Annotated in this window: 28 protein-coding genes; all 28 read right to left on the bottom strand. The window is 37.4% G+C overall.

Annotation, left to right across the window (positions count from 1 at the left end):
- Window positions 1–10 precede the first annotated feature (10 nt).
- Entirely contained in the window at window positions 11–805 is a 795-nt protein-coding gene (locus tag AC3RV6_RS05050) for a phosphatidate cytidylyltransferase (RefSeq protein WP_489748368.1), read from the bottom strand.
- Window positions 802–1,596, bottom strand: a complete 795-nt coding sequence (gene uppS, locus AC3RV6_RS05045) for an undecaprenyl pyrophosphate synthase (protein ID WP_489748367.1) — start codon at window positions 1,594–1,596, stop codon at window positions 802–804. The genes AC3RV6_RS05050 and uppS overlap by 4 nt, the downstream gene beginning before the upstream one ends.
- Before the next feature lie 341 nt (window positions 1,597–1,937).
- Window positions 1,938–2,495 carry a ribosome recycling factor gene (gene frr / locus AC3RV6_RS05040; protein ID WP_489748366.1) on the bottom strand — a complete coding sequence of 186 codons (558 nt, stop codon included), beginning with the start codon at window positions 2,493–2,495 and terminating at the stop codon, window positions 1,938–1,940.
- Complete coding sequence (gene pyrH, locus AC3RV6_RS05035) at window positions 2,495–3,214, bottom strand: UMP kinase (protein ID WP_489748365.1); 720 nt, start codon at window positions 3,212–3,214, stop codon at window positions 2,495–2,497. The genes frr and pyrH overlap by 1 nt, the downstream gene beginning before the upstream one ends.
- A 79-nt stretch (window positions 3,215–3,293) precedes the next feature.
- On the bottom strand, window positions 3,294–4,178 hold the full coding sequence (tsf, locus tag AC3RV6_RS05030) for a translation elongation factor Ts (RefSeq protein WP_489749192.1): 885 nt from the start codon (window positions 4,176–4,178) through the stop codon (window positions 3,294–3,296).
- 193 nt (window positions 4,179–4,371) lie between these two features.
- Window positions 4,372–5,115, bottom strand: coding sequence for a 30S ribosomal protein S2 (gene rpsB / locus AC3RV6_RS05025; protein WP_489748364.1), 744 nt, complete (start codon window positions 5,113–5,115; stop codon window positions 4,372–4,374).
- Between the two features lie 143 nt (window positions 5,116–5,258).
- On the bottom strand, window positions 5,259–5,774 hold the full coding sequence (locus AC3RV6_RS05020) for a hypothetical protein (RefSeq protein WP_489748363.1): 516 nt from the start codon (window positions 5,772–5,774) through the stop codon (window positions 5,259–5,261).
- Window positions 5,775–5,779: 5 nt separating this feature from the next.
- A complete protein-coding gene (locus tag AC3RV6_RS05015; protein WP_489748362.1) occupies window positions 5,780–6,076 on the bottom strand; it encodes a hypothetical protein in 297 nt (98 codons plus the stop codon).
- Window positions 6,073–6,855 (bottom strand): FliA/WhiG family RNA polymerase sigma factor, encoded by a 783-nt coding sequence (locus AC3RV6_RS05010; RefSeq protein WP_489748361.1) that lies wholly within the window; start codon window positions 6,853–6,855, stop codon window positions 6,073–6,075. The genes AC3RV6_RS05015 and AC3RV6_RS05010 overlap by 4 nt, the downstream gene beginning before the upstream one ends.
- Before the next feature lie 129 nt (window positions 6,856–6,984).
- Window positions 6,985–7,479, bottom strand: coding sequence for a chemotaxis protein CheD (locus tag AC3RV6_RS05005; protein ID WP_489748360.1), 495 nt, complete (start codon window positions 7,477–7,479; stop codon window positions 6,985–6,987).
- Between the two features lies 1 nt (window position 7,480).
- A complete protein-coding gene (locus AC3RV6_RS05000) occupies window positions 7,481–8,113 on the bottom strand; it encodes a chemotaxis protein CheC (RefSeq protein WP_489748359.1) in 633 nt (210 codons plus the stop codon).
- Complete coding sequence (locus AC3RV6_RS04995) at window positions 8,110–8,571, bottom strand: chemotaxis protein CheW (RefSeq protein WP_489748358.1); 462 nt, start codon at window positions 8,569–8,571, stop codon at window positions 8,110–8,112. Before AC3RV6_RS04995 ends, AC3RV6_RS05000 begins: the two co-directional genes overlap by 4 nt.
- Window positions 8,572–8,586: 15 nt before the next feature.
- A complete protein-coding gene (locus tag AC3RV6_RS04990) occupies window positions 8,587–10,641 on the bottom strand; it encodes a chemotaxis protein CheW (RefSeq protein WP_489748357.1) in 2,055 nt (684 codons plus the stop codon).
- 13 nt (window positions 10,642–10,654) lie between these two features.
- Window positions 10,655–11,800: a protein-glutamate methylesterase/protein-glutamine glutaminase gene (locus AC3RV6_RS04985; RefSeq protein ID WP_489748356.1), complete on the bottom strand. Its 1,146-nt coding sequence runs from the start codon at window positions 11,798–11,800 to the stop codon at window positions 10,655–10,657.
- Between the two features lies 1 nt (window position 11,801).
- Window positions 11,802–12,668, bottom strand: coding sequence for a MinD/ParA family protein (locus AC3RV6_RS04980; RefSeq protein WP_489748355.1), 867 nt, complete (start codon window positions 12,666–12,668; stop codon window positions 11,802–11,804).
- Entirely contained in the window at window positions 12,661–13,773 is a 1,113-nt protein-coding gene (locus tag AC3RV6_RS04975) for a flagellar biosynthesis protein FlhF (protein WP_489748354.1), read from the bottom strand. The genes AC3RV6_RS04980 and AC3RV6_RS04975 overlap by 8 nt, the downstream gene beginning before the upstream one ends.
- Window positions 13,770–15,803 (bottom strand): flagellar biosynthesis protein FlhA, encoded by a 2,034-nt coding sequence (gene flhA / locus AC3RV6_RS04970; RefSeq protein ID WP_489748353.1) that lies wholly within the window; start codon window positions 15,801–15,803, stop codon window positions 13,770–13,772. Before flhA ends, AC3RV6_RS04975 begins: the two co-directional genes overlap by 4 nt.
- A 22-nt stretch (window positions 15,804–15,825) precedes the next feature.
- Complete coding sequence (flhB, locus tag AC3RV6_RS04965) at window positions 15,826–16,908, bottom strand: flagellar biosynthesis protein FlhB (RefSeq protein WP_489748352.1); 1,083 nt, start codon at window positions 16,906–16,908, stop codon at window positions 15,826–15,828.
- A 1-nt stretch (window position 16,909) separates the two neighbouring features.
- Window positions 16,910–17,686 (bottom strand): flagellar biosynthetic protein FliR, encoded by a 777-nt coding sequence (fliR, locus tag AC3RV6_RS04960; protein WP_489748351.1) that lies wholly within the window; start codon window positions 17,684–17,686, stop codon window positions 16,910–16,912.
- A 4-nt stretch (window positions 17,687–17,690) separates the two neighbouring features.
- The gene (gene fliQ / locus AC3RV6_RS04955) at window positions 17,691–17,960 is read right to left on the bottom strand and encodes a flagellar biosynthesis protein FliQ (RefSeq protein ID WP_489748350.1); all 270 of its coding nucleotides are present in this window, start codon (window positions 17,958–17,960) and stop codon (window positions 17,691–17,693) included.
- 12 nt (window positions 17,961–17,972) lie between these two features.
- The gene (gene fliP, locus AC3RV6_RS04950; RefSeq protein WP_489748349.1) at window positions 17,973–18,638 is read right to left on the bottom strand and encodes a flagellar type III secretion system pore protein FliP; all 666 of its coding nucleotides are present in this window, start codon (window positions 18,636–18,638) and stop codon (window positions 17,973–17,975) included.
- Window positions 18,631–19,284, bottom strand: a complete 654-nt coding sequence (locus AC3RV6_RS04945) for a flagellar biosynthetic protein FliO (RefSeq protein ID WP_489748348.1) — start codon at window positions 19,282–19,284, stop codon at window positions 18,631–18,633. Before AC3RV6_RS04945 ends, fliP begins: the two co-directional genes overlap by 8 nt.
- Before the next feature lie 6 nt (window positions 19,285–19,290).
- On the bottom strand, window positions 19,291–19,653 hold the full coding sequence (locus tag AC3RV6_RS04940) for a response regulator (protein WP_489748347.1): 363 nt from the start codon (window positions 19,651–19,653) through the stop codon (window positions 19,291–19,293).
- A 19-nt stretch (window positions 19,654–19,672) separates the two neighbouring features.
- Complete coding sequence (fliY, locus tag AC3RV6_RS04935; RefSeq protein ID WP_489748346.1) at window positions 19,673–20,845, bottom strand: flagellar motor switch phosphatase FliY; 1,173 nt, start codon at window positions 20,843–20,845, stop codon at window positions 19,673–19,675.
- Window positions 20,835–21,836 carry a flagellar motor switch protein FliM gene (fliM, locus tag AC3RV6_RS04930; protein ID WP_489748345.1) on the bottom strand — a complete coding sequence of 334 codons (1,002 nt, stop codon included), beginning with the start codon at window positions 21,834–21,836 and terminating at the stop codon, window positions 20,835–20,837. The genes fliY and fliM overlap by 11 nt, the downstream gene beginning before the upstream one ends.
- A gap of 23 nt (window positions 21,837–21,859) precedes the next feature.
- Window positions 21,860–22,291 (bottom strand): flagellar basal body-associated protein FliL, encoded by a 432-nt coding sequence (gene fliL / locus AC3RV6_RS04925; protein ID WP_489748344.1) that lies wholly within the window; start codon window positions 22,289–22,291, stop codon window positions 21,860–21,862.
- Window positions 22,281–22,508, bottom strand: coding sequence for a flagellar FlbD family protein (locus tag AC3RV6_RS04920; protein ID WP_489749191.1), 228 nt, complete (start codon window positions 22,506–22,508; stop codon window positions 22,281–22,283). The genes fliL and AC3RV6_RS04920 overlap by 11 nt, the downstream gene beginning before the upstream one ends.
- Window positions 22,509–22,866: 358 nt before the next feature.
- On the bottom strand, window positions 22,867–23,739 hold the full coding sequence (gene flgG, locus AC3RV6_RS04915) for a flagellar basal body rod protein FlgG (protein ID WP_489748343.1): 873 nt from the start codon (window positions 23,737–23,739) through the stop codon (window positions 22,867–22,869).
- Between the last annotated feature and the right edge of the window lie 49 nt (window positions 23,740–23,788).

Here is a 23,788-nt window from a genome sequence, read left to right as displayed (position 1 = left end):
ACCTCTTTCATTATGTTACGAATTTAAGGAAATGAAGAAGCGGTAACACGAAAAGGAGACTATCGAATCGATCTAGAATTCCCCCGTGCCCCGGTAGCAGTTTTCCTGAATCCTTCACATTATAATGCCGCTTTAGTGCAGACTCAACTAAATCGCCTAACTGGCCAACCGTAGATGCGACAATCGTAACCGCAATTAAGATTATATAGGAAGATGCTATTGGGTAAAAGTATTGAAAGACACATGCAAAAACAATAGCCGAAAGGAGGCCACCCACAAACCCTTCAATTGTTTTATTAGGAGATATTTCGGGCCACAATTTACGTTTCCCTATTTTTCGTCCGATGAAATATGCCCCTGAATCCGTGGTCCAAATCACCATTAACGCATATACAACAAATTCTATTCCAATTGCTCTTGTTTCGATTAGATAATAAAATCCTATTCCTACGTATAATACTGCTAGTGTTGAAAATGCTGCATGATCGAATGTAAAGCGATTTTTAACAACGACAGTGTACAACAATAGGATTAAAATACTTGCGAATGCCATTTCAATTTTTGTGTATCCAACTACACCATATAAATAATCAGCCCAATTTGATGGCATAAGAATAGCTATGAGAGCAATCCAAGTAATAAAACCGGAAACAGAAAGTATTTTTATATCATTCATACGCAGTAACTCAAATAGACCAATAGTAGCTATTAAAAATATCGCAATTGTAAATGGCAGTTTGCCGTAGATTACAAGCGGAATAAAAAATGCAAATGCAAATATAGCGGTTATTATTCTTTGCTTCAAACTTCGTCGTCCCCTTCCACACTACCGAAACGTCTACTTCTCGATTGAAACTCTTTTATCTCACTAAGCATGCATTGTTCATCAAAATCAGGCCACAATACATCAGTAAATGAGAACTCAGAATATGCTAGTTGCCACAACATAAAATTGGAAAGACGCACTTCGCCACTCGTTCGAATAAGTAAATCAGGTTCCGGTAAATGCGACGTCATTAAATGAGCATCCATTAATGATTCATTAATATCAGTAATTTTTATTTCACCATCAATTGCAAGTTGTGTAATTTCTTTAACACTTTCAATAAGTTCTAAGCGACTCCCATAATTCATCGCAAAATTCAGTGTCATACCATCATTATCAGCAGTTGCTTCCATCGCACTTTGAATAGCTTGTTTCGTATGATTAGGCAAAAGATCAAAATTACCAATCATCTCTACCTTGACGTTTTGCTCGATTAGTTCGGGGAGGTACGTACTAAGAAACTCTCCTGGTAGCTTCATCAGAAAATCAATTTCGAGTTTCGGTCGTTTCCAATTTTCCGTTGAAAACGCATATAAAGTTAGTACTTTTATTCCAAGCTTACTTGATATACGCGTAATTTTCCGAACAGTTTTCATGCCTTCGTGATGACCAGCGATTCTTGGTAAGTTACGACTCTTCGCCCATCTCCCATTACCATCCATTATTATTGCTACATGTGCAGGGATATGTTTGCTTTTCACAGTTTCAATCTGCTCCGCTAATTCTTTATCAAGTACTAAGGTTTTCTTTCGCATGAGTTTTCCCAGCATATTTTCCCTCCACTCCGCTACTTTTCAGAGCAAATACAGTCTAACATTTCTTAAGACCATTAAAATCATATTATAGCATATTTTAAAAGCGTTAGCGCTCTGAAGATTTGTCTCTACGCTCTATTTTCTATTTAAAAAAAGACGTCCTGAAATTAGGACGTCCCGGAAATTAAAATGTTCTTTATTATAAATAATTTTAATCTTCAATTCGAGATGGTTCCTAATTCTTCGTTGTTTAGCCCTTATAATATCGGTAACAGCAACCTAACTAAAGCACGTATACCAAAAAGAATTAAAGATAGGACAAACTATAACCTAATATAAAACATCTATACTTTATCTCAGACTTCCAAAATTTCGATTTCTTTATTTTTAGCCGTTTCATCAATTTTAAGAATATAAGCATCGGTTAACTTTTGGATTTCATCACCATTACGATGAAGTTCATCTTCCGTTATTTCACCGTTCTTTTCAAGTTTCTTAAAATCTTCATTGCTATCACGTCGAACGTTGCGAATTACAACTTTCGAGTTTTCAGCTTCTTTTTTAACAAGCTTCACAATATCTTTGCGGCGATCTTCAGTCAATGCAGGTATTGCAAGACGAATGATAGTTCCATCATTTGATGGTGTAATACCAATATCAGATTTTAGTATAGCTTTTTCAATATCACCTAATGTTGTTTTGTCATATGGTTGGATAACGAGAAGGCGAGCTTCAGGGACTGATATCCCAGCCATCTGATTAATAGGAGTAGGCGCACCGTAATAATCAACTGTAAGTCTATCAAGTAGTGAAGCATTAGCACGTCCAGCTCGGATTGAAGCTAATTCTCTTGTGAAAGCTCCAATTGCATTGTCCATTCTTTCTTTCGCTTGTTCCATAACTTCGTTTGGCATTACAAATTCCTCCTGACAACCGTCCCGATTGGTTCACCAAGTACGGCTCTTTTTATATTACCAGTCTCCATAATAGAGAATACAACTAGTGGTATATCATTATCCATACACAAAGTTGAAGCAGTCGAATCCATTACTTCAAGTCCATCACTAATTACTTTTAAAAATGACAATTCAGTATACTTAACCGCAGAACTATCTTTCATTGGATCTGCTGAATAGACACCATCTACATTATTTTTCGCCATTAGAATTACATCAGCTTCAATCTCAGCTGCTCTTAATGCCGCAGTCGTATCCGTTGAAAAATACGGATTACCCGTACCCGCAGCGAATATAACGACGCGTTTTTTCTCAAGATGTCTTATTGCTTTCCGTCTTATGTACGGTTCTGCAACCTGTCTCATTTCAATTGAAGACGACACGCGCGTTTCAACCCCAAGTTTTTCGAGGGAATCTTGAAGGGCTAGTGAGTTCATAACAGTTGCAAGCATTCCCATATAATCGGCTGTTGCTCTATCCATACCCATTTCACTACCTACTTTACCACGCCAAATGTTCCCGCCACCGACGACGATAGCTACTTCGACATCAAGTTCGACAACTTCTTTAATTTGCTCAGCGACAGTTTTGATAATCTCAGGGGATAGTCCAAAGCCTAATTCACCAGCAAGTGCTTCACCGCTTATTTTCAAAACAATTCTTTTATATTTTGGCATGCTTAATTTCGGCCTCCATTATTCGGATTTTCTCGAAAAAGAGGGAACACCACATGTGTGCTCCCCATTTAGTTGAAACTTATTTCCCTTGTACTTGATTCATAACTTCATCTGCAAAGTTTTCTTCGCGTTTTTCAATTCCTTCGCCAACTGCATAGCGAATAAACTCTTTCAATGTGCCGCCAGTAGATTTAACAAATTCGCCGACCTTTTGATCAGAGTTTTTAACAAATGCCTGATCAAGAATACAAATGTCTTCAAAGAATTTACCGATTCGGCCTTCTACCATTTTAGCTACGATATTTTCAGGTTTTCCTTCATTTAAAGCTTGTTCAGTAAGTACTTTTCTTTCACGATCAACTTCCTCTTCAGAAACCTGATCACGCGATACGTATTTCGGATTAAGTGCTGCAACGTGCATCGCAATATCTTTTGCAGCTTCTTCATCAGAAGATCCTTCTAATAACACAAGAACACCAATACGGCCACCCATGTGTAGATATGGACCAAATGCATCATTATCTGTTTTAGTACGAATTTCAAAGCGACGAAGTGTTAACTTTTCGCCAATTTTCGCAACTGCATTTGAGATATGTTGATCAACAGTCAAACCATTCTCAAGTTTCGAGTTGTTAGCTTCTTCAATTGTAGCCGGCTTAACATTTAGAAGATGTTCTCCTAACTCTTTTACAAGTGTTTGGAAACCTTCGTTTTTAGCAACGAAATCTGTTTCAGCATTCACTTCAAGAATAACGGCTTCATTGCCATCGATATGAACAGATGTAATACCTTCTGCTGCAATACGATCTGCTTTTTTCGCGGCGCTAGAAAGACCTTTTTCACGTAAAAAGTCGATTGCAGCATCCATTTCACCATTTACTTCAGTAAGTGCTTTTTTACAATCCATCATTCCTGCACCTGTTTTTTCGCGTAGTTCTTTCACCATTTGAGCTGTTATTTTTATTGTCATTATTTTCATTCCTCCAATATATGTCATCAATTCCTAAAAAAAGACGATAAGGGGGTTGGCCGCTTATCGTCTTCCATTAGGGGGTTGTTCAAAAAGGACTTACTTTTAAATTGTCTATTGACATTTAATTTCCCTTAGGAAGTGGCGCCCTTATTCTACTTTGGACTTTTCATCCACTCTTTAAAAATTATTCTACTGATACTGGTGCAGCTGCTACTGCTTCAACAGGTGCTTCTTCTTCATCTTCTTCACCTTGTCTTGCTTCAAGTAAAGCGTCTGCCATTTTGCTTGTTAATAAACGAACTGCGCGAATCGCATCATCATTCGCAGGAATGATATAGTCGATTTCATCTGGATCACAGTTTGTATCAACAATTCCAACGATTGGAATGTGTAACTTGATAGCTTCTGCTACAGCGATACGTTCTTTACGTGGGTCAACCACATAAAGTACATCTGGTAAAGCTTTCATATTTCGGATACCACCGAGGAATTTCTCTAATTTATCATGCTCTTTATTCAATTGACCAACTTCTTTTTTAGGTAGAACTGCAAATGTTCCGTCTTCTTCCATACGTTCAATTTGTTTCATACGAGAAACACTTTTTTGAATCGTAGAGAAGTTTGTCAACGTACCACCGAGCCAACGTTGGTTAATATAATACATTCCCGCACGTTCCGCTTCTTCTTTAATCGCATCTTGTGCTTGTTTTTTTGTACCAACAAAAAGTACTTTTCCACCGTCTTCGCCAACTTGACGCATAAATGCATATGCTTCTTCAAGTAATTTTACTGTTTTTTGAAGATCGATGATGTAAATGCCGTTACGTTCAACAAAAATAAATTTCTTCATTTTTGGATTCCAACGACGTGTTTGGTGTCCGAAATGAACACCTGCTTCTAATAATTGCTTCATTGAGACTACTGCCATGTCTATTCCTCCTGTTTTGGTTGGATTCCTCCGTACAGTTCATCCAAAAGAACGACCTCTCGGCACCGTTTCCTTTGTCCATGTACGTGTGTAGTAATACCACTTGGTAATATAGCATATAATAATTATTTTAGCAACTATATTTATCTAAACTTCAAAATGAGTTCTACTTCTGTTCTTCCTTTGCCGAGCGTTTTTGCAATCTCTTCAATCGTATATCCTGAATCATAAAGCTGTATGGAACGTTTTCTGTCATCGACTTCGGTTGTCACCTGTTCAATATCTTGTTTTATAAGAGTCGTTGCACCATATGATTTTAATACATGTTTAATTGGTGTAATAGGTTTCCTAATAGGTATAGCGTCAATTTCAACTTCATTTAGCGCAGTATTAGTATTAGTTTTTGACAACTCAGCAGTTTGACTTTTAATCAAATTACTTTGTCTTTCTTCTTGTTTCATAAGCTGTTTAATAAGCCTGTCATTTTCATCTTTTAATTCAGCTAAATATGCACCTATTGAATCATCCATCTCTCTCATCAACTTACTTTGTCGAAGCTCTAAATCGTCAAATTTTGATACTTTGGCATTGAGTAGAGCAATAAAATAAAAACTAATCAATAGTGCGACGAATAAAAATAATACAGCAATCATTAGCATTGTCATTACCCCATAAAGTCAACAAATGCACCTTTAAAAGGATGCACAGTTTCCATTTCCTCTTCATTATGTTGATCTTTATTGTTCTTTCGACCTTCTTCACGATCTTTTTTTTCACGTGTTGTTTTAGATAACTCTTCAGCTTCTAGAACGGTTTCACGACTTTTCAGTGTTTGTCGCTCCATTAGTACATTTGCTTGATCTTGATTTAATTGAGATTGTTGTTGTTTTTGTTCAGCAACTTTACCTGCATCGAATGTTTTGGGTATCGCAATTTGGAGTTCGATTCCTTTTAAGCTCATAATATCCCTCCATCGATTACTTCTGGCGCCAATAAATTCCTTAATTTAAATAATGCTCTAGAATGAATTTGAGATATCCTGGAAGTTGATAAGTTCAATATTACGCCTATTTCAGTTAGCGTTAATTCATCTGTATAAAAAAGATTTAGCACAAGTTGTTCGTTATCATTTAATTCTTTAATTTTAATAACTAGCTCTTTTACTAATTCACCCATTATGGTCATTTGCTCAGGTGTTTTAGAATGATTGTCCTTTAAAATAAATGGACTCTGGCTTTCGTCTTCATCATCTTGTAATTTATTATCAATTGAAAGTACGTTGGAAAAATACTGTTCATGCATCGTTTGGTAAACTTCTCCAACGCTTAAGCCCATATGATCGGCAACTTCTTCAGCTGTTGGATGACGCATAATTGATTGTTCAAGTTTTTCGATTTCTATTTTTAACTTCTTCGACTTATCTCTTGACGAACGTGGGAGCCAATCTTCTTTACGTAGGCCATCAATTATTGTACCTCTAATTCGAAATGAGGCGTACGTGTCAAACTTCAAGTCTCTTCCTGGGTCAAATTTCGTTAATGCATCAAATAAGCCCTGTAGTCCGAGACTCATTATATCGTCTCTAGAAACATTTCGCGGTAATCCAGAACTAATTCGTTGTACGTGATATGAAACAAGCGGCTTATACTTTTTCACAAGCATATCCCCGGCTTCTGGGTCACGATTCGAAGTCCAGCGCTCCCAATATGTAACTTCTTTTGTCTGATTTTGTTTTGACATCGAATTCCTCACTCCTTGATGATTCCGATATACCTTCCCACCATTATAGCAAATTTTGTCGAAAAATGAAGACGCTATAAAAATCTATTAGATAAAAAAAGACGTCTGAAGATTCCAGCCGCCGTTCCTTCATATTTCAACCGTTCCTTTATTGACCGTTCTAATAGACAGTATTGATGTCTCTGGGTCAAATTCTATCGTCCGACCATTGGACCCGCCAGTATCTTCGGCAATAATAGGGATAGCTAAACGCTTCAGTTCATTTTTAACTGCTTCGATATTACGTGGACCGATCCGAATCGTATCATTAGAACCGAATTGAAACATTTGCGCACCACCTGCTATCTTTGCTTTTAAAGACATTGGTCGCACACCTTCTGCTTTAAGTAATTCTATTAGGGCAAATACGCCGGTATCAGCAAACTTCGATACATTAATCCTTTTGGACCTGTCAAGACTAGAATCTGGCAACATCACATGCAACATACCTGCAATTTTCTTTGTTTCATCGTATAGAATTACACCTACACAAGACCCTAGGCCCGTTGTACGTATCGTTCCCGTATTTTTCACAATATTCATGTCTGCAATACCTACTCTGACTACTTCTTTCACCGTAATCATTTTAAAGCACGCCTAGTGATCGGAATATTGTTAAGTATGAAGTTGGATCAGGTAATAAGAAAAAATGACCGTTCATACTTTCGATACCTTCCGCACTTTCTTCTGAAATTTGTGTATTAATAACGATAACCTCATCACTCTCATAAGATACTTCAATTAAACCAAAGCTAACAATTGCTCCTACCATATCAATACTTAAGGATGGTACAGTTGGCTGTATTTTTAAGCCCGTGAAATCAGATAATGAGGATAAATAAGATCCAGATAAAATATTGCCAAGTTCTTGCATCGCTGAAATTCCAATCTCAGGTATAGATGAAGAATTAAAATCGAATGTAGCATCTCCGATAAGCTTTTGGATAAAGCGATTCGCACTTTCAATAGACAAAATGAAGAACATGCTACCAGTAAGATCCCCCTCAACACGAAGAAAAATACCGACAACCTCTTCTTCCGCGCCTCCGGCAAGATCAAACATTTCATCAAATGATACTAGTTCTACACTAGGTACTTTCATATCAATTTTCCGATCAAGTAATTGTGAAAGTGATGTTGCCGCGTGTGCAGCCCCTATATTACCAATTTCCTTTAATACATCTAGATGCATATCCGTTATCGGAATTTCACTGCTCATTCTACGACCACCCGTTTTACTGGTTCTAATACTTTCTGCAAATCTAACATTACAAACAGACGACTATCAATTTTTGCAACACCAGAAATAAATTCAGATTGAACAGAACCTACAACATCCGGCTGTGGCCCAATTGCATCGCGCGGTATATCTAATACATCATTTGCACCATCGACGATTAAGCCGACATTATACTCTTCAAGTGATACAATAATTATTCTTGTACTATCATCAACCTCTTTTAATTCTAAGCCGAATCTTGCGCGCAAATCAATAATCGGTGTAACTATTCCTCTAAGGTTAGTAACCCCTTTAACGTAAGAAGGGGTATTCGGAACACGAGTAATTGAAATCAGACGTTCGATCCCTTGGACTACATCAACTTCAATTGCATATTCTTTTTCAACCAATTCAAAAATGATTACTTTTAATTCATTTCCCTCTACTATCTCAGTCATATTTATCACTCCCGACTATTTAATCAATGAGTTACAATCAACAATAAGTGCAACTTGCCCATCTCCAAGAATTGTCGCTCCAGATATTGCAAAGACACTCGTTAAATAGTTTCCAAGTGCTTTTAGAACAATTTCTTGTTGCCCAATAAATGAATCTACTAATAGTCCAGCAAGTTTTTCACCTTTACGAACGATGACTACAGATTGATGCTCAATAGCACCTGTTTGTTCTTCAGGCATTTTAAAGATTTCTTTCAAGTTAAGAAGCGGTATGATATTTCCTCGAAAATCTATTACTTTTTGATTATGTGCATTCATAATATCTGACGTTCTAATAATTGCAGTTTCAATAATAGATGTTAAAGGAATTGCATAAACTTCTTTTTCTAAATTAACAAGCATGACTGAAATAATTGACAATGTTAACGGCAATTGGACCTGGAATAAAGAACCTTTTCCTTCTGTCGATTCAATAGAAATATGACCACCGAGCGATTCGATTGTTGTTCGGACAACATCCAAACCTACACCTCTACCAGAAACATCTGAAATCTTTTCTGCTGTTGAAAAGCCTGACGCTAAAATTAATTCGGCCACTTGACGGTCTGTCATTAAAAGAGATTCCTCTTCTGTTACGACACCGCTTGAAATTGCTTTCGCAAGAACACGTTCACGGTTAACACCTGCACCGTCATCTTCAAGTTCAATAAACACATGATTCCCAGAATGATAAGCGCTAAGCGTAACAGTTCCCTCTTCTGGCTTACCTTTTGCACGACGCTCTTCTGGTGTCTCTACACCGTGATCAAGCGCATTTCGAATTAGATGGACAAGTGGATCACCTATCTCATCAATTACAGTTCGATCCAGCTCTGTTTCTGCACCAACTATTTCTAGTTTCACTTTCTTGTTCAGGTCACGAGCAAGTTGTCTGACCATAGTAGGGAATCGATTAAATACCGTTTCAACTGGTATCATACGCATATTCAAGATTATATTTTGCAAATCACCAGATACACGTGTAATTCCTTCGACAGTTTCCGTTAATTCTGGATGATGTATTTCATCAGCGATGGACTGAAGTCGTCCTCTGTCAATAACGAGTTCCTCGAATAAGTTCATTAAGATATCTAGTCTTTCAATATTTACACGAATTGTACGATTACTCGCCTGAGCTTGCACGCGATTACTAGGAGCGGCGTTCGGTTTACTCCCAACGACGACTTCTTCTTCTTCTTTCTTCACACTTTCTGACACTTTAATTTTTTCATCGTCATGTGTGCGTTTGCTGTCTAATAAGTACTCATTTGTTATAGATTTAACATGCACTTCTTCAATTTCAGAAACTTTCATTATTTTAGCTTTTATAACGTCTACATCTTCTTTCGAAATGAGGACTGCTGTGAATTGAGAATCAAAATCCTCATCTTCAAGTCGATCAACGGCTGGTTCAGATTTAATAATATCCCCAGCAGATTCAAGTATTTCAAAAACCATAAATACTCTTGCTGCTTTCAAAAGGCAATCTCCGCGTAGTGAAACAGTGATCTCGAAAGCTTCAAATCCTTGTTCAAACGATTGTGACATGACAGTCATTTCAAACTCGTCATAATGCACTGAATTCGTTGCTTCATCTTTTTCGACCTCTAAAGTAACTGCAACTTCCGTTTGTGCTAAAGAAACGTTACTATCGCCTGCCTCTATTCTATTCAGTAGCGCAACAAGTGTAGAAACATCTTTTTTACCAGCTCCACCAGCTTCAATATCGTAAACCATTTGCTCTAGATAAACGACGGATTCAAATACAACATCTAATATTTCTGTTGTAACACGTAGCTTAGAATTTCTAATAGCATCGAGAATGTTTTCCATTACATGCGTTAAATCAGCGATATCTTCATACCCCATCGTCGCAGACATACCTTTTAATGTATGTGCTGAACGAAATATTTCATTTACTATTGCAAGATCTTCCGGATTCTTTTCAAGTTCAAGAAGATGCTCATTACATGCTTGAAGATGTTCCTTGCTTTCTTCAATAAACATGTCCATATATTGATTCGTATCCATTTAAATCCCTCCTTTATGTCTTTAAGTTCCTCATAATTGATGCTGCAATATCCTGTAAATCCACAACTTCGTCGGCAAGCTCAGCATCTACAATTGCTTTGGGCATACCATATACAATTGATGTGTCTATTGACTCTGCGATTGCAATTGTTTGTCCAACTTCCTTAAGTCTTACCATCCCTGCTCTACCATCGTAGCCCATACCTGTCATCACTACGACTAAAAAATTCATATTGGATAACTGGGAAGCAGACTCAAAAAGTACATCAACAGATGGACGGTGTCCTGAACGTGGTGCCTCTAAAGTATCAAGATGAGCAATATAAGATGCACCAATCTTTTTTACTTTCAAGTGCTTTCCTCCAGGCGCGATATAAGCAGTGCCATTTATAAAAGGCTCGCCAGATTCAGCTTCTTTAACGTTTATTTCACTTAGACTGTCTAATCGATCTGCCAATGATTTCGTGAAACCAGGTGGCATATGTTGCACAATCAATATTGGAGCACCTAAGTCCTTGGGTAAATTCGTCAACACTTCTTGTAGTGCTCTAGGTCCGCCTGTAGAAGTACCTATCATAACAAATTTTTTATTCATTTTGTGAAAATTCTGTTTTGGACTATTTCTACTTTGACGTGCTGGTATATTCGATGTCAGATTATTTATCTTTTTAGGTGTTAACAGCGTTTTCTTGTTTTCAGAAAAGTTTTCAATAGGATTTGTCGGTCTAATCTTTTTAAGTTTAGAAATTTGAACACCAGCGGCAGCTACAACTTTTCCAAGAATTTCTTCCTGTACTTCATTTAAATTTAATGAAATCGCACCACCTGGTTTAGCAACAAAATCGAATGCGCCGAATTCAATAGCAAGCATTGTATTTTCCGCCCCTGTTTTAGTTGTACTAGACAGCATGACAACTGGAACTGGACATTTCTCCATAATTACTTGCAATGCCTCAAGTCCGTTCATTAATGGCATCTCAACATCCATAGTTACAACATCAGGTTTTAATGCCAACACTTTATCAATCGCATCTCTACCGTTGCGTGCTGTGCCAATAACTTCTAGCTCTGGATGTGAATTAATAATACTTGAAATTAGTTTACGCATGAACGCTGAGTCATCAACAACGAGAACTTTTTTAATTTTTCCTAGTTCCAAATTAAACACGTCCTTTCACAAACAAATCTTTCAACTTACCAAGGAAACCAATTCCTTTCTCCTTAATATCTTCCGAATTATTTCGAACGAAAGTATTTGCTATTATCATCATCTTTTTCGAAACTGCGGCATTTGGATATAGAAGTAAATATGGTTTTTGTACGATTACTGCTTTTTGTACCATAGGATCTTCCGGTAAGAAGCCTAGTACATTCGTTTCTTTAAATAGAAATTTCTGCATTGCAAATTGTAATCTATCAGCTGCTTCGTCACCATTATTGTCCTTTGAAACTCGGTTACTCAAGATGTGGAATGTCTTATCGGGATCCCTTGCACAAATGAATTTCATCATTGAATAAGCATCCGTAAGTGAGGTCGGCTCTATTGTCGTAATTACAATTACTTCATCAACAGCGATAATTAGTTCAATAGCGCTTTGAGTAGCCCCAGCACCCATATCAAAAAGTATGAAATCATATTCTTTTTGCAAGTGCTCAAAAGCAGTAATAAGTCTTTTGAAGTTATTATCAGACCAATCCATAATCGTATCTAGTCCTGAACCGCCTGAAATAAAATGTAGTCCCTCGGATGTTACATTTATAACATCATTAATTTCCATAGAACCTTCTAAATAATCTTTCAAACTATTTTGTGGTGTCATGCCGAGCAATATGTGAATATTTCCCATTCCAATATCCATATCCACAATGAGCACTTTTTGATTTTTTGAAATTAGGGCATAAGCAAAGTTTGTCGAAAAGTTTGATTTTCCAACACCACCTTTACCACTCACGACAGCTATGGATCTTGAAAGTTTTCCTTGAGCTTTTAGCATTTTGAGTCGTAAATTCTCCGCTTGATCATGCATCTTGAGTACCCTCTAGCAATAAAGCAACTAATTTTTCAGCATTTCCTTCGGTTATATCTTCAGGCACTTCTTGTCCATCAGTATAATAAGCCACACCCATTGAATATTCTTTCATTAAATTAAACATCGGACCAATAGAACTTGTTTCATCCATCTTGGTGAAGATGAATTTCTCGATTGGAAACGACTCAAACTGCTTAATAATACCGCGCATATCTTCCTCTTTCGAAGTCAATGATAGGACTAAAAACGATTCCATATCAAGTGAAAAATCGATTAAGCGAGATAAATCGTCAACGAATTTCACTTCTTTATAATTCCTACCTGCAGTATCTATAAAAACGAGATCTAGATTAGAAAATTTATGTAGTGCTTCTTTAAAATCCGTGCTGTTGTAAACGATTTCAACCGGCGCTTGTAGTAAATTCGCATATGTTCGAAGTTGTTCAATTGCAGCAATTCTATACGTATCAGTCGTAATGAAGCCTACTTTTTTCTTCTGTTCGAGAAGAGCTCGAGCGGCTATTTTAGCAATTGTCGTTGTCTTTCCAACACCCGTTGGACCTATAACATTTACATATTTTTTAGTAAATGAAATACCTCCAAATGGTAACTCCTCAACTTCTTTAATTAAAATCGCTTTCACAATTTCAATTTGTTCATTGATCGAAAAGTCTTTTTTTTCTGTTTTCATTTTTGTGAACAATTCATCTGCCAAGCTCGTTATGAGATCATCTGATAATCCCTGCTGAGTCAATCGATTTAAAAGTGGTTTCATTTCTTCCGGGAAGCGAGAATTATCTGCAATAGGTCGAATCTTTTTAATTAGACTTTTCATTTCAGCCATTTCTTTCTTTAATTCCTCAGTTGAAGTATCTTTCCCTTCAGGAATGAAAGTCGGCACAATTTGTGACGTTTCTGGACGCTGTATTACTTGTTTATCATGACCCGCGACAACTTCAACAGATTTTTTTTGAAATAAACCAAGAAAACCTTTTGATTTTACGACATTTGAACTTAAAATAATCGCATCATCACCAAAGTCAGCACGTACTTTTTTCATTGCATTTACCATTGTATCTGCTGTATACCTTTTCATATTCATGCAATATTCACCACCCCAACACTTTGGACTTCAATAGATGCTTCAAGTTCGTTATATGACAATACAGGTATTTGAGGAAAGTACCGATTTGTAATTTGTCTCAAGTACATTCGTATTGCAGGCGAAGATAATATGATTGGTGATTGATCTAACAGTGCCACTCTCTCTACTTCTTGTGCAATCGATTCTAATATAAGTTGTGATTGCTGCGGATCTATTGATAAGTAATTGCCTTGCTCTGTTTGCTGGATATTATCTGCGATTAATTTTTCTACTTTTCCAGAAACAGTTAATACTTTAAGTGAATTGTTATCACCCGAATATTGTTTAGTAATCTGTCTAGCTAATGCTTGCCTTACATATTCTGTCAAGACATCCACATCGGATGTGTATTTTGAGTAGTCTGCCAGTGTTTCAAAAATAATAGGTAAGTTTCGTATCGATACTTGTTCGCTTAATAATTTTGCAAGAACTTTTTGTATTTCTCCAATGGATAACGGTGTTGGCGTTAACTCATCCACAAGAATTGGATATGTTTCGTGAACATGATCAACAAGTTGTTTTGTTTCTTGACGACCGATTAAATCAGCTGCATTTGCACGAATAATTTCAGTTAAATGAGTTGAAACAACACTCGGAGGATCAACGACTGTAAAGCCTAGAATTTCAGCATCTTCCTTAACAGTTTCTGTAATCCACTTCGCCGGTAAACCAAATGAAGGCTCAATTGTATCGATTCCATCAATAGAGTCTTCTCCACCAGGACTCATTGCTAAATAATGATCAAGAAGTAACTCACCTCTTGCCATTTCACTACCCTTTATTTTAATTCTATACTCATTTGGTTGAAGTTGGATATTATCCCGAATACGTACTACAGGAATTACAAGTCCTAATTCAATCGCCAATTGTCTACGTATCATAACTACCCGGTCAAGGAGATCTCCTCCTTGTGTTGCATCAACAAGCGGAATTAACCCATAACCAAATTCGAATTCAATTGGATCCACATTTAGTAGATTGACAATATTTTCAGGACTTTTCATTTCACCGGTCTCCATATCCTCTTCCATTTCTAACATTTCCTCAGGATTTTCCTCTGGTTTTCGTGACATAAAAAAGGCACTTCCTCCAAGCATAAGTGCAACTGGAAGTGTCAACATATTGCTAATTGGTGTTACTAAGCCAAGTAGTAATATTGTTGAACCTGCAACATATAATAATTTCGGCTGTCCAAGAAGTTGTTTTGTAATGTCAGCACCAAGATTACCTTCAGAAGCTGCACGCGTAACAACTATACCTGTTGCAGTAGAAATTAATAGGGCAGGAATTTGAGAAACGATTCCATCACCGACTGTCAGTTGCGAGAAAAGAAGTGCTGCTTCATTAAAAGGAAGTTTCATTTGCACGACACCGATAATCATACCAACCATCAAATTGATAATGACGATGATAATACCTGCAATTGCATCACCTTTAACAAACTTCGTTGCACCATCCATTGCCCCGTAAAAGTCTGCTTCGTTACTTACTTTTTCACGACGTGCACGCGCATCAACCTCAGAAATCATCCCTGCGTTTAAATCCGCGTCGATACTCATCTGTTTACCAGGCATCGCATCGAGTGTAAATCTAGCAGCAACTTCAGATACCCGCTCGGCACCTTTCGTAATAACAAGAAACTGTATTATGATAAGTATAACGAAGACTACAAGTCCTACAACAACATTGCCGCCTGTTACAAATGTCCCAAACGTTTCAACAACTCCACCCGCATCTCCATTACTTAAGATTGCCCGAGTCGTTGAAACGTTCAGGCCTAGTCTAAACAACGTAAGAAGGAGTAACAATGTTGGGAATATCGAGAACTGTAACGCTTCTTGCATATTCATAGAAGTCAGTAAAACCATCAATCCGAGAGTAATATTTATGATTATCAAAAAACTAAGAAGCCACGGTGGTAGTGGGATGACGAGCATCGCGACAATCATAATAACAGCCGAGAGCACACCTATATCTCTAAATTGCATTGTCATCCCTGCTTTCTACTCGTCAAATTTTGCGCTGTATTCGATATACATACGCCAGTATTTCTGCGGTTACTTTAAAAAACTCTTCTGGAATGCGTTGGCCAATATCAACTTGATCATAAAGTGACCTGGCAAGTGGACGATTTTCAACAGTTACAATTTCATGTTCCTTCGCAATTAACTTTATCTTCTGAGCAACGAAATCAACACCTTTTGCAACTACAATCGGCGCATCCATATTTCCGTCGTCATACTTAATCGCTATAGCGTAATGGGTCGGGTTCGTAATGATAACATCCGCGCTCGGAATTTCTTGCATCATTCTACGCATTGCCATTTCACGTTGGCGCTGCTTTATGCGTGATTTAATCATTGGATCACCGTCGCTATTTTTATGTTCATCCTTAATATCCTGCTTGGACATTCGGAGATTTTTTTCATAGTCAAATTTCTGATACATAAAGTCTAGTATCGAAATGAATAATAATGTAAATGAGGCAGTTATGCCCATTAAAGCAGTAAGCCCACCAACAGTGGACAATGTATCCCAAGGACTCTTAAACGCTAGTCCAAGAACTTTATCAATATTTGAATAGACAATAATAAATGTGACTGATCCAATAAATGAAATTTTTAATATTGATTTAAACAATTCAACAATTGCACGAATTGAAAATATACGTTTAAAACCTTTAATAGGGTCAATTTTCTTTAAATCGAATTTCAAAGGCTCAGCGGTAAACAATAATCCAAACTGTAGTAAATTACCTGCTACAGCCGCAATCATAGCTACAATCATTATAGGTAGTAGAACAATAGCCATAGACATTAAAACATCCACATAAACAAGCATAATCGTATCTGAATCATATGATTTCATCGGTACGTACTGGGAGAATGAATGCTTAAAAAACTGAAAAAAACGATCCCTCATAAAACTCGCGGAAAAAAATAGGAAAAGGAAAACCGAAAGAAGGACAACTGCACTAGTGACATCCTGGCTTTTTAACACTTGACCTTTTTTTCGGGAATCAAGTCGTTTTTTACTTGTAGCTTTTTCAGTTTTTTCACCTGCGAAAAATTGCAGATTAAGCCGTAATTTCATACTAGCCGCCCCCAAGAAGGATCATAATATCCCTCATGCTAATTATCATAAATTCAAACAATTTTTTCATAACTGCAATCATAACGCCCATCATAATACCAAGGACAATAAAACTGACTCCTATCTTAATTGGGAAACCTACTACAAAAATATTCAACTGTGGAACTGTTCTTGCAGTAATACCTAGTGCCAAATCAACAAGAAATAAAGTTGCAACAATCGGTATTGACATTTGAAATGCAATTCCAAAAGAAGCTGCAAAGGTCTTTATAACAAATTCAGCAAAACGCTCTGAACCGAATGCTGGCCATGCTTGATCAACTGGAATAAATTGATAGCTATAAAAAATACCATCTAATAAAAGATAATGTCCATTAAGTGAGAGTAGTAAGAGAATTGCCAATGTGTTAAAGAATTGGCCGAGAAGTGGTGACTGTGCACCGGTTTGCGGATCAATTATATTTGCAATTGCAAAGCCCATCTGAAAATCAATAAAACCTCCGGCAATTTGGATAGCAGACATTACCATAAAGGCAATGATGCCAATTGATAAACCAACCACAGCTTCCTTTAATACAAGTAATAGATACGCACCGTCAATATTAATCTCGGGTATATCCAATGTATAGGCCATCATCCACGCCAGAATTGCAGCAAAAATAATGCGTTGTGTTGCTGGTATTGCTCGGTATGAAAAAAGTGGAACAGTTACAAAAAAGGCAGTGACCCTTGTCAGAATGAGTAAATAACCAGATAACTTTGGGAGTAAATCTTCCATTAAATCACCCGATATACCTAACTAGATTTTCGAAAATATCTGCTGCATAAGAAGTTACCCTTGATAACATCCATGGTCCAAACAGAACAATTCCTACAAGAACTGCAACAATTTTTGGAACGAAAGCTAAAGTTTGTTCTTGTATTTGTGTCGTCGCTTGAAAAATACTGACTGCAAGTCCTGTCGCAAGTGCAACGATTAGGAGAGGCCCGGAAGTCATCAAGATGACCGAGATTGCGCGTTCAGCTATTGATATAACCATTTCGCCTGTCATATAGCACCCCTCCTAAAAACTCTGCAATAAAGACTTGATGATTAGATGCCAACCGTCTACGAGAACGAATAACAATATTTTAAACGGTAACGAAATCATAACTGGTGGTAACATCATCATACCCATTGACATTAGTACACTGGCGACAATCATGTCGATAACTAGAAATGGAATAAAAATCATGAAGCCCATTTGAAATGCTGTTTTTATCTCACTTAAAGCAAATGCAGGAACGAGCATAGTAAGCGGAATATCATTAATCTCTGATGGACGTTCTGCCTTGTTATACTTAAGAAATAATTCTAAATCTTTTTGACGCGTATGCTTAGTCATAAACGTTTTAAGTGGAATACTAGCTTCTTCATAAGCTTCTTCAAGTGTGATTTCATCAGCAAACAATGGTGTCAAAGCAGTTTCATTAATTTGGTTAAATGTTGGTGTCATGATAAAAAATGTTAAAAACAGTGCAAGTCCTACTAGCACTTGGTTCGGTGGCATTTGCTGTGTTGCAAGTGCCGTCCGCACAAACGAAAGTACTATAATAATCCTGGCAAAGGACGTCATTAAAATCAGTATTGCCGGTGCCAATGATAACACAGTAAGAAGAAGCATCATTTTAACAGAAGTCGCTACATTAGATGCATCACTGTCCGAAAAAAATTGGACAAAATCATTCATCTTTGTCGCGCCCCTTTTTAGTCAATTGATCAAAATGCCGCTTACGCTCTTCTTTCATTTCATCAAGTCGCGTGTTAAAAACATTACTAAAATCTGATGTTGTGTCTACTGATTTCATCGATGGTTTTTCTCTAGATAATATGATGTCTAACCATCCTGTTTTTGGTCCACTTTCAGCTTCTTCATAAAATGCCATCAATCTTTCAATTTCAGCTGGGTCTGTAATTTCTTTCAGTAAGCGAATGTCTTCACCCACTCCGATTAAATAAAATGATTCTGCAATGACAACGAGTTGAACTGACTTATGTTGCCCGAGGGTAATCCCGCCCATATTTTTCATTAATCGCGTCTTATCATACATACGATTTTTCCGATTAATAAATTTGAGCAAGAAAAATAATAACCCGACTACGAAAATCAATGCAAAAACTACTTTTATGTATTCCCAAGCACTTAAAGCAACAGCTGGTTTTGTTTCATCTGCATTGTCTTCTATAACCGGTGTGATACTCTCTTCACAATCTTCGTCGTTCTCGATACAATCAAACACATTCCCATCTGCATTTGACTGTATAGGATAAACAACTAACAACATGAAAAGCATAATTAATAGCGTACTTACCTTCCATACATTAACTTGCTTCATCTCTTATTACCCGAGCGCTTTTTCAATAGCTTCAACAACACGATCCGCTTGGAAAGGCTTCACGATGAAATCTTTTGCACCAGCAGAGATAGCATCAATTACCATCGCTTGTTGGCCCATTGCAGAACACATAATAATTTTCGCATTGGGATTCGTTTCTTTAATTTTTTTCAATGCTGCAATTCCATCCATTTCTGGCATTGTAATATCCATTGTCACAAGGTCAGGCTTTAATTCTTCATATTTTTCGACAGCTTGAAGGCCGTCTGCCGCTTCCCCAACTACTTCAAAATTATTTTTCGTTAAAATATCCTTAATCATCATGCGCATAAATGCCGCGTCGTCTACTATTAAAATTCGTCTGCTCATTACAATTACCCCCTATTATTTATCTTAAATTATTTATTCGATCTGACTGGCTTAATATATCTGTAATACGAACACCAAAGTTTTCGTCAATGACAACAACTTCGCCCTTCGCAATTAGACGCTGGTTAACAAGAATATCTACTGGTTCTCCAGCAAGTTTATCTAATTCAATAATCGAACCACTAGACATCTCAAGAATTTCTTTAACAGAACGTTTTGTTCGTCCAAGTTCTACAGTGACTTGAAGTGGTATATCTAATAACAAATTTAAATTCTGAGATTCATTTTCATTTAATGATGGACTCTCAAAACTTGCAAATTGCGCTTGTTGTACTTCAACTTGCTGTTTTTGTTTTTGTGGTTGTATTGACTGCTGTTGTTGTGGCGATTGCATTGCCTGAGCAGTATTAACTTCTAGTGCTGGTGAAGGCATAGGTACCGACTTTACTTCTTCTTTTGGAGGTGCTGTTTCTGCAACAGCTACTGCAGCTTCGTCAGTTCCACCATTCATTAATCTGTCTACGAGTTCCTTCCCAAATTTAAGCGGAAGTAGTTGCATAATCTCAGAGTCTATTAGATCACCTACTTTTAAGGAAAAAGCAACTTTAATCATTAAATCATGGTCAGGAATATTATTTGTTCCTTCTTCATCTTGAACATTCATAAGTTCAATTGAAGGCGGTGAAATATCAACTTTTTGATTAAACATTGTCGACATTGATGTTGCAGCTGAACCCATCATTTGATTCATAGCTTCTTGTACAGCACTTAAATGAATTTCACCTAACTCTCGATTAGGTGTCAAGCCATCACTGCCAAGCATAAGATCCGCTATAATTGCCGCATCAGTTTGCTTGATAACAAGTAAATTCATGCCACTTAGTCCAGCTGTATATTCTACTTTAATCGCGACATATGGATGGATAAATTCTTTTTCAATAACTGCTTCATCAACGACTGAAATCGTCGGCGTTGTAATTTCTACTTTCTGTCCAAGTAACGCAGATAAAGCAGTTGCTGAACTACCAAACGATATATTTCCTATTTCACCAAGAGTATCAATCTCAATTTCAGTTAAATAATCTTCTGTTTTTACTTCCTTGTCCATAGGGTTTGCTTCGTCATTACTCGCCATTGGTGCTCCACTAAGTAACGCTTCGATTTCTTCCTGCGAAAGGATATCACTCATCATCATCATCCCCTCCTGTCAATGTTTCGATAATTTGGACGGCCATCTTACTCTTCAAATGGCCCGGTTGTGCTTTGAATTTTGGAACGTCTCCTACCTTCACGGTAAGTGGTTCATCAATTTTACAATCTAATGAAATTACATCTCCTAACTCAAGGTATAGGAAATCTTCAATCGTCATTTTGCCACGTCCAAGTTCAACAACAACTGATAACGGCGCTTGTTTTAAACGTTTTTCTAGCGCAATACTTTGTTCTGGAGTAGGTTCTTTTTTATTTGTTTGCATCCAGTACCTGACAGACAAATTTGGAACAATCGGTTCAAGTACAACGTGAGGAATACATATATTTATCATCCCACTTGATTCCCCAATAATGATATTAAAAGATATAACTACGACTGTTTCATTAGGCGAAATCATTTGAAGAAACTGTGGATTTGATTCCATTTCAGATAAATAAGGATCAATATCTATAATCCCTGACCAAGCTTCACGTAAGTTATCAAAAGATTTCTCAAATAAATTCATCAAAATCTTCGTTTCGATTTCAGTCAAGACTGCTACCTTACTTGGACTTGAACTAGTACCTATCCCACCCATTAAACGATCAAGCATTGTATAAGCAATATTCGGATTTACTTCCATCAAAATATTACCCTCTAGTGGAGATACTTCAAAGATATTAATTAAAGTCATGTTTGGGATTGAACGAATAAATTCTTCGAAAGGTATTTGATCTACGGAAGCAACTCCGATTTGTACATACGTTCTTAGTTGCGCTGAAAAATAGGTCGTTAGAAGGCGAGCAAAGTTTTCATGTATTCGTGTAAGACTGCGAATTTGATCTTTGGAAAATCGAAGTGCACGTTTAAAGTCATACAACCTGACTTTCCGTGTTTCCTCAACTTTAATGTCTTCCGCAGACATTTCTCCTGTGGATAACGCGGATAACAGCGCATCAATTTCATTTTGGGATAATATGTCGCTGCTCATTATGTCACCTCCTGGTCATGCATTTATTGAATAATATAAGACACGATATATACTTGTGTGATTTCACCCTCTTGCATAAGGGGATTAATAAGCGACTTCAAGGATTCTTCGAAGTTTTGTTTTCCAATTTTCCCTTCGAAATCTTGTGATGTTAGTTCAGACAGTTCTTGAATCACAATATTTTTCACTTGGAATTCGCGTTTCGTTAACTCTTCAGCCGCTTTTTCATTATCCGTTTGAATTGTAAGCGATAGTCGAATGAACTGTTTACTAGATAAATTCGTCGTTATTTCTGGAATTGCCACAGTCGATGCGACAATCTCATCAATCGAAGGCTCTTTCTCTGTTTCATCTACGTCTTTAGAAAACTGCCATATAAGCACAGCTGCAATAACGCCAAGTAGTGTTAATGTTACAAGTACAATTAGTATAATTGTTAGCATTTTATTCTTCATCTTCTTCTTCTACACCCCTGACGTAAGGATTGGACAACAAATGAACTGCTTTATAAAACTCGTTAATACGGCTAAGTACTTCATCAGCCTGATCCAGAACAACGTACTTTTTCCCAGTCGTCATTGATATCGTCGTATCTGGAAATGTTTCGATTGTTTCTATGTAGAGTGCATTCAAGGTAAATATAGCGCCGTTCAAGCGAGTTACTTTTATCATATGTAAGGGCTGGGCATCTATAGCCAAGCCCACCCCTCCTTTTCCCGTGGTGCTAGGTGACGACATAATTCTTGTATTTCGAGTTTTGGCGGCACCTAGCTTCCACGGGTTTTAGGGTGCCAGACTCTGACATCCCATTACAACTGATTTCCGTTTCAGGTGGACGCTTTCCGCGAGCAAGGATCCGAGCCGCACGGAAAGCAGTCTATGTGCGCGACGTCCTGTCGCAATGACTGCATAACCAACATCCTGGTGGCCGCAAGGTCTCGGATCTCTTGCTTTTCCGCAGGAGTCGCCACCTACCACTCCAATCAACCTATTAATTACTAAGACTATTGCTAAGTTATAGAAAAACAGATTAACGTTTCAAGTTCACTAGTTCTTGTAAAATTTCATCTGATGTTGTAATAATTCGCGTATTCGCCTGGAAACCACGTTGCGCGACAATCATTTCTGTGAATTCTTCTGCAAGGTCGACGTTAGACATTTCTAGGAAGCCTGATTCTATTTTACCGATACCTGAAAGAGTAGCTAAATCATATAGTGGGTTTCCTGAGTTACTTGACACTGAATAATTATTACCTCCAACCTTATCCAATCCACCGGGATTTGGGAATTTGGCAAGAATAAGCGTTCCTGCATAATTTAATACACCATCCGAGTTTACAAATGTTACTGCTCCACTTTGACTAATACTCATGCTTTGAGCATCCGTTGGGATTTGTATACGATCATAAGTAGCCCCTGCAATAAATCCTGCTGAAACCTCGGTGCCAGTAGGAGGTACTGATGCACCATTAGTTATTGTTGCTGCGTGTCCAGCTACATAAAGCCCGTCTGCATCTACAAGAAAACCTGCTTTGTCCATATAAAAGTTTCCAGCTCTCGTATAAGTAAAGCCTGTTGATCCTGCCTCTCCTAAAATGAAAAAACCATCCCCGGACAGCGCAAGATCCAATGTATTCCCTGTAAACTGTGTAGATCCTTGTGTATGGAGTGTGTCAATTGCAGCAATTTGCGAACCTAGACCTACTTGCTTTGGGTTTACACCGCCACGAGTCGCCGTCGCTCCTGAAGCACCTGCAACTGTTTGTGATATTAAGTCCTTAAAAACTGTACGGCCCTTTTTAAATCCATAAGTATTCACGTTCGCGATGTTGTTACCAATTACGTCTAGTTTTGTTTGAAAGTTTCGTAGTCCTGATATTCCTGAGTACATTGATCTTAACATTTATAATTGTTCTCCCCTCAATTTTGAGTGTACCGCTTCAATCAGTCTG

It is taken from the genome of Sporosarcina sp. So3-204 (genome assembly GCF_058068165.1).
This window is presented reverse-complemented; position numbering and strand designations above follow the sequence as displayed.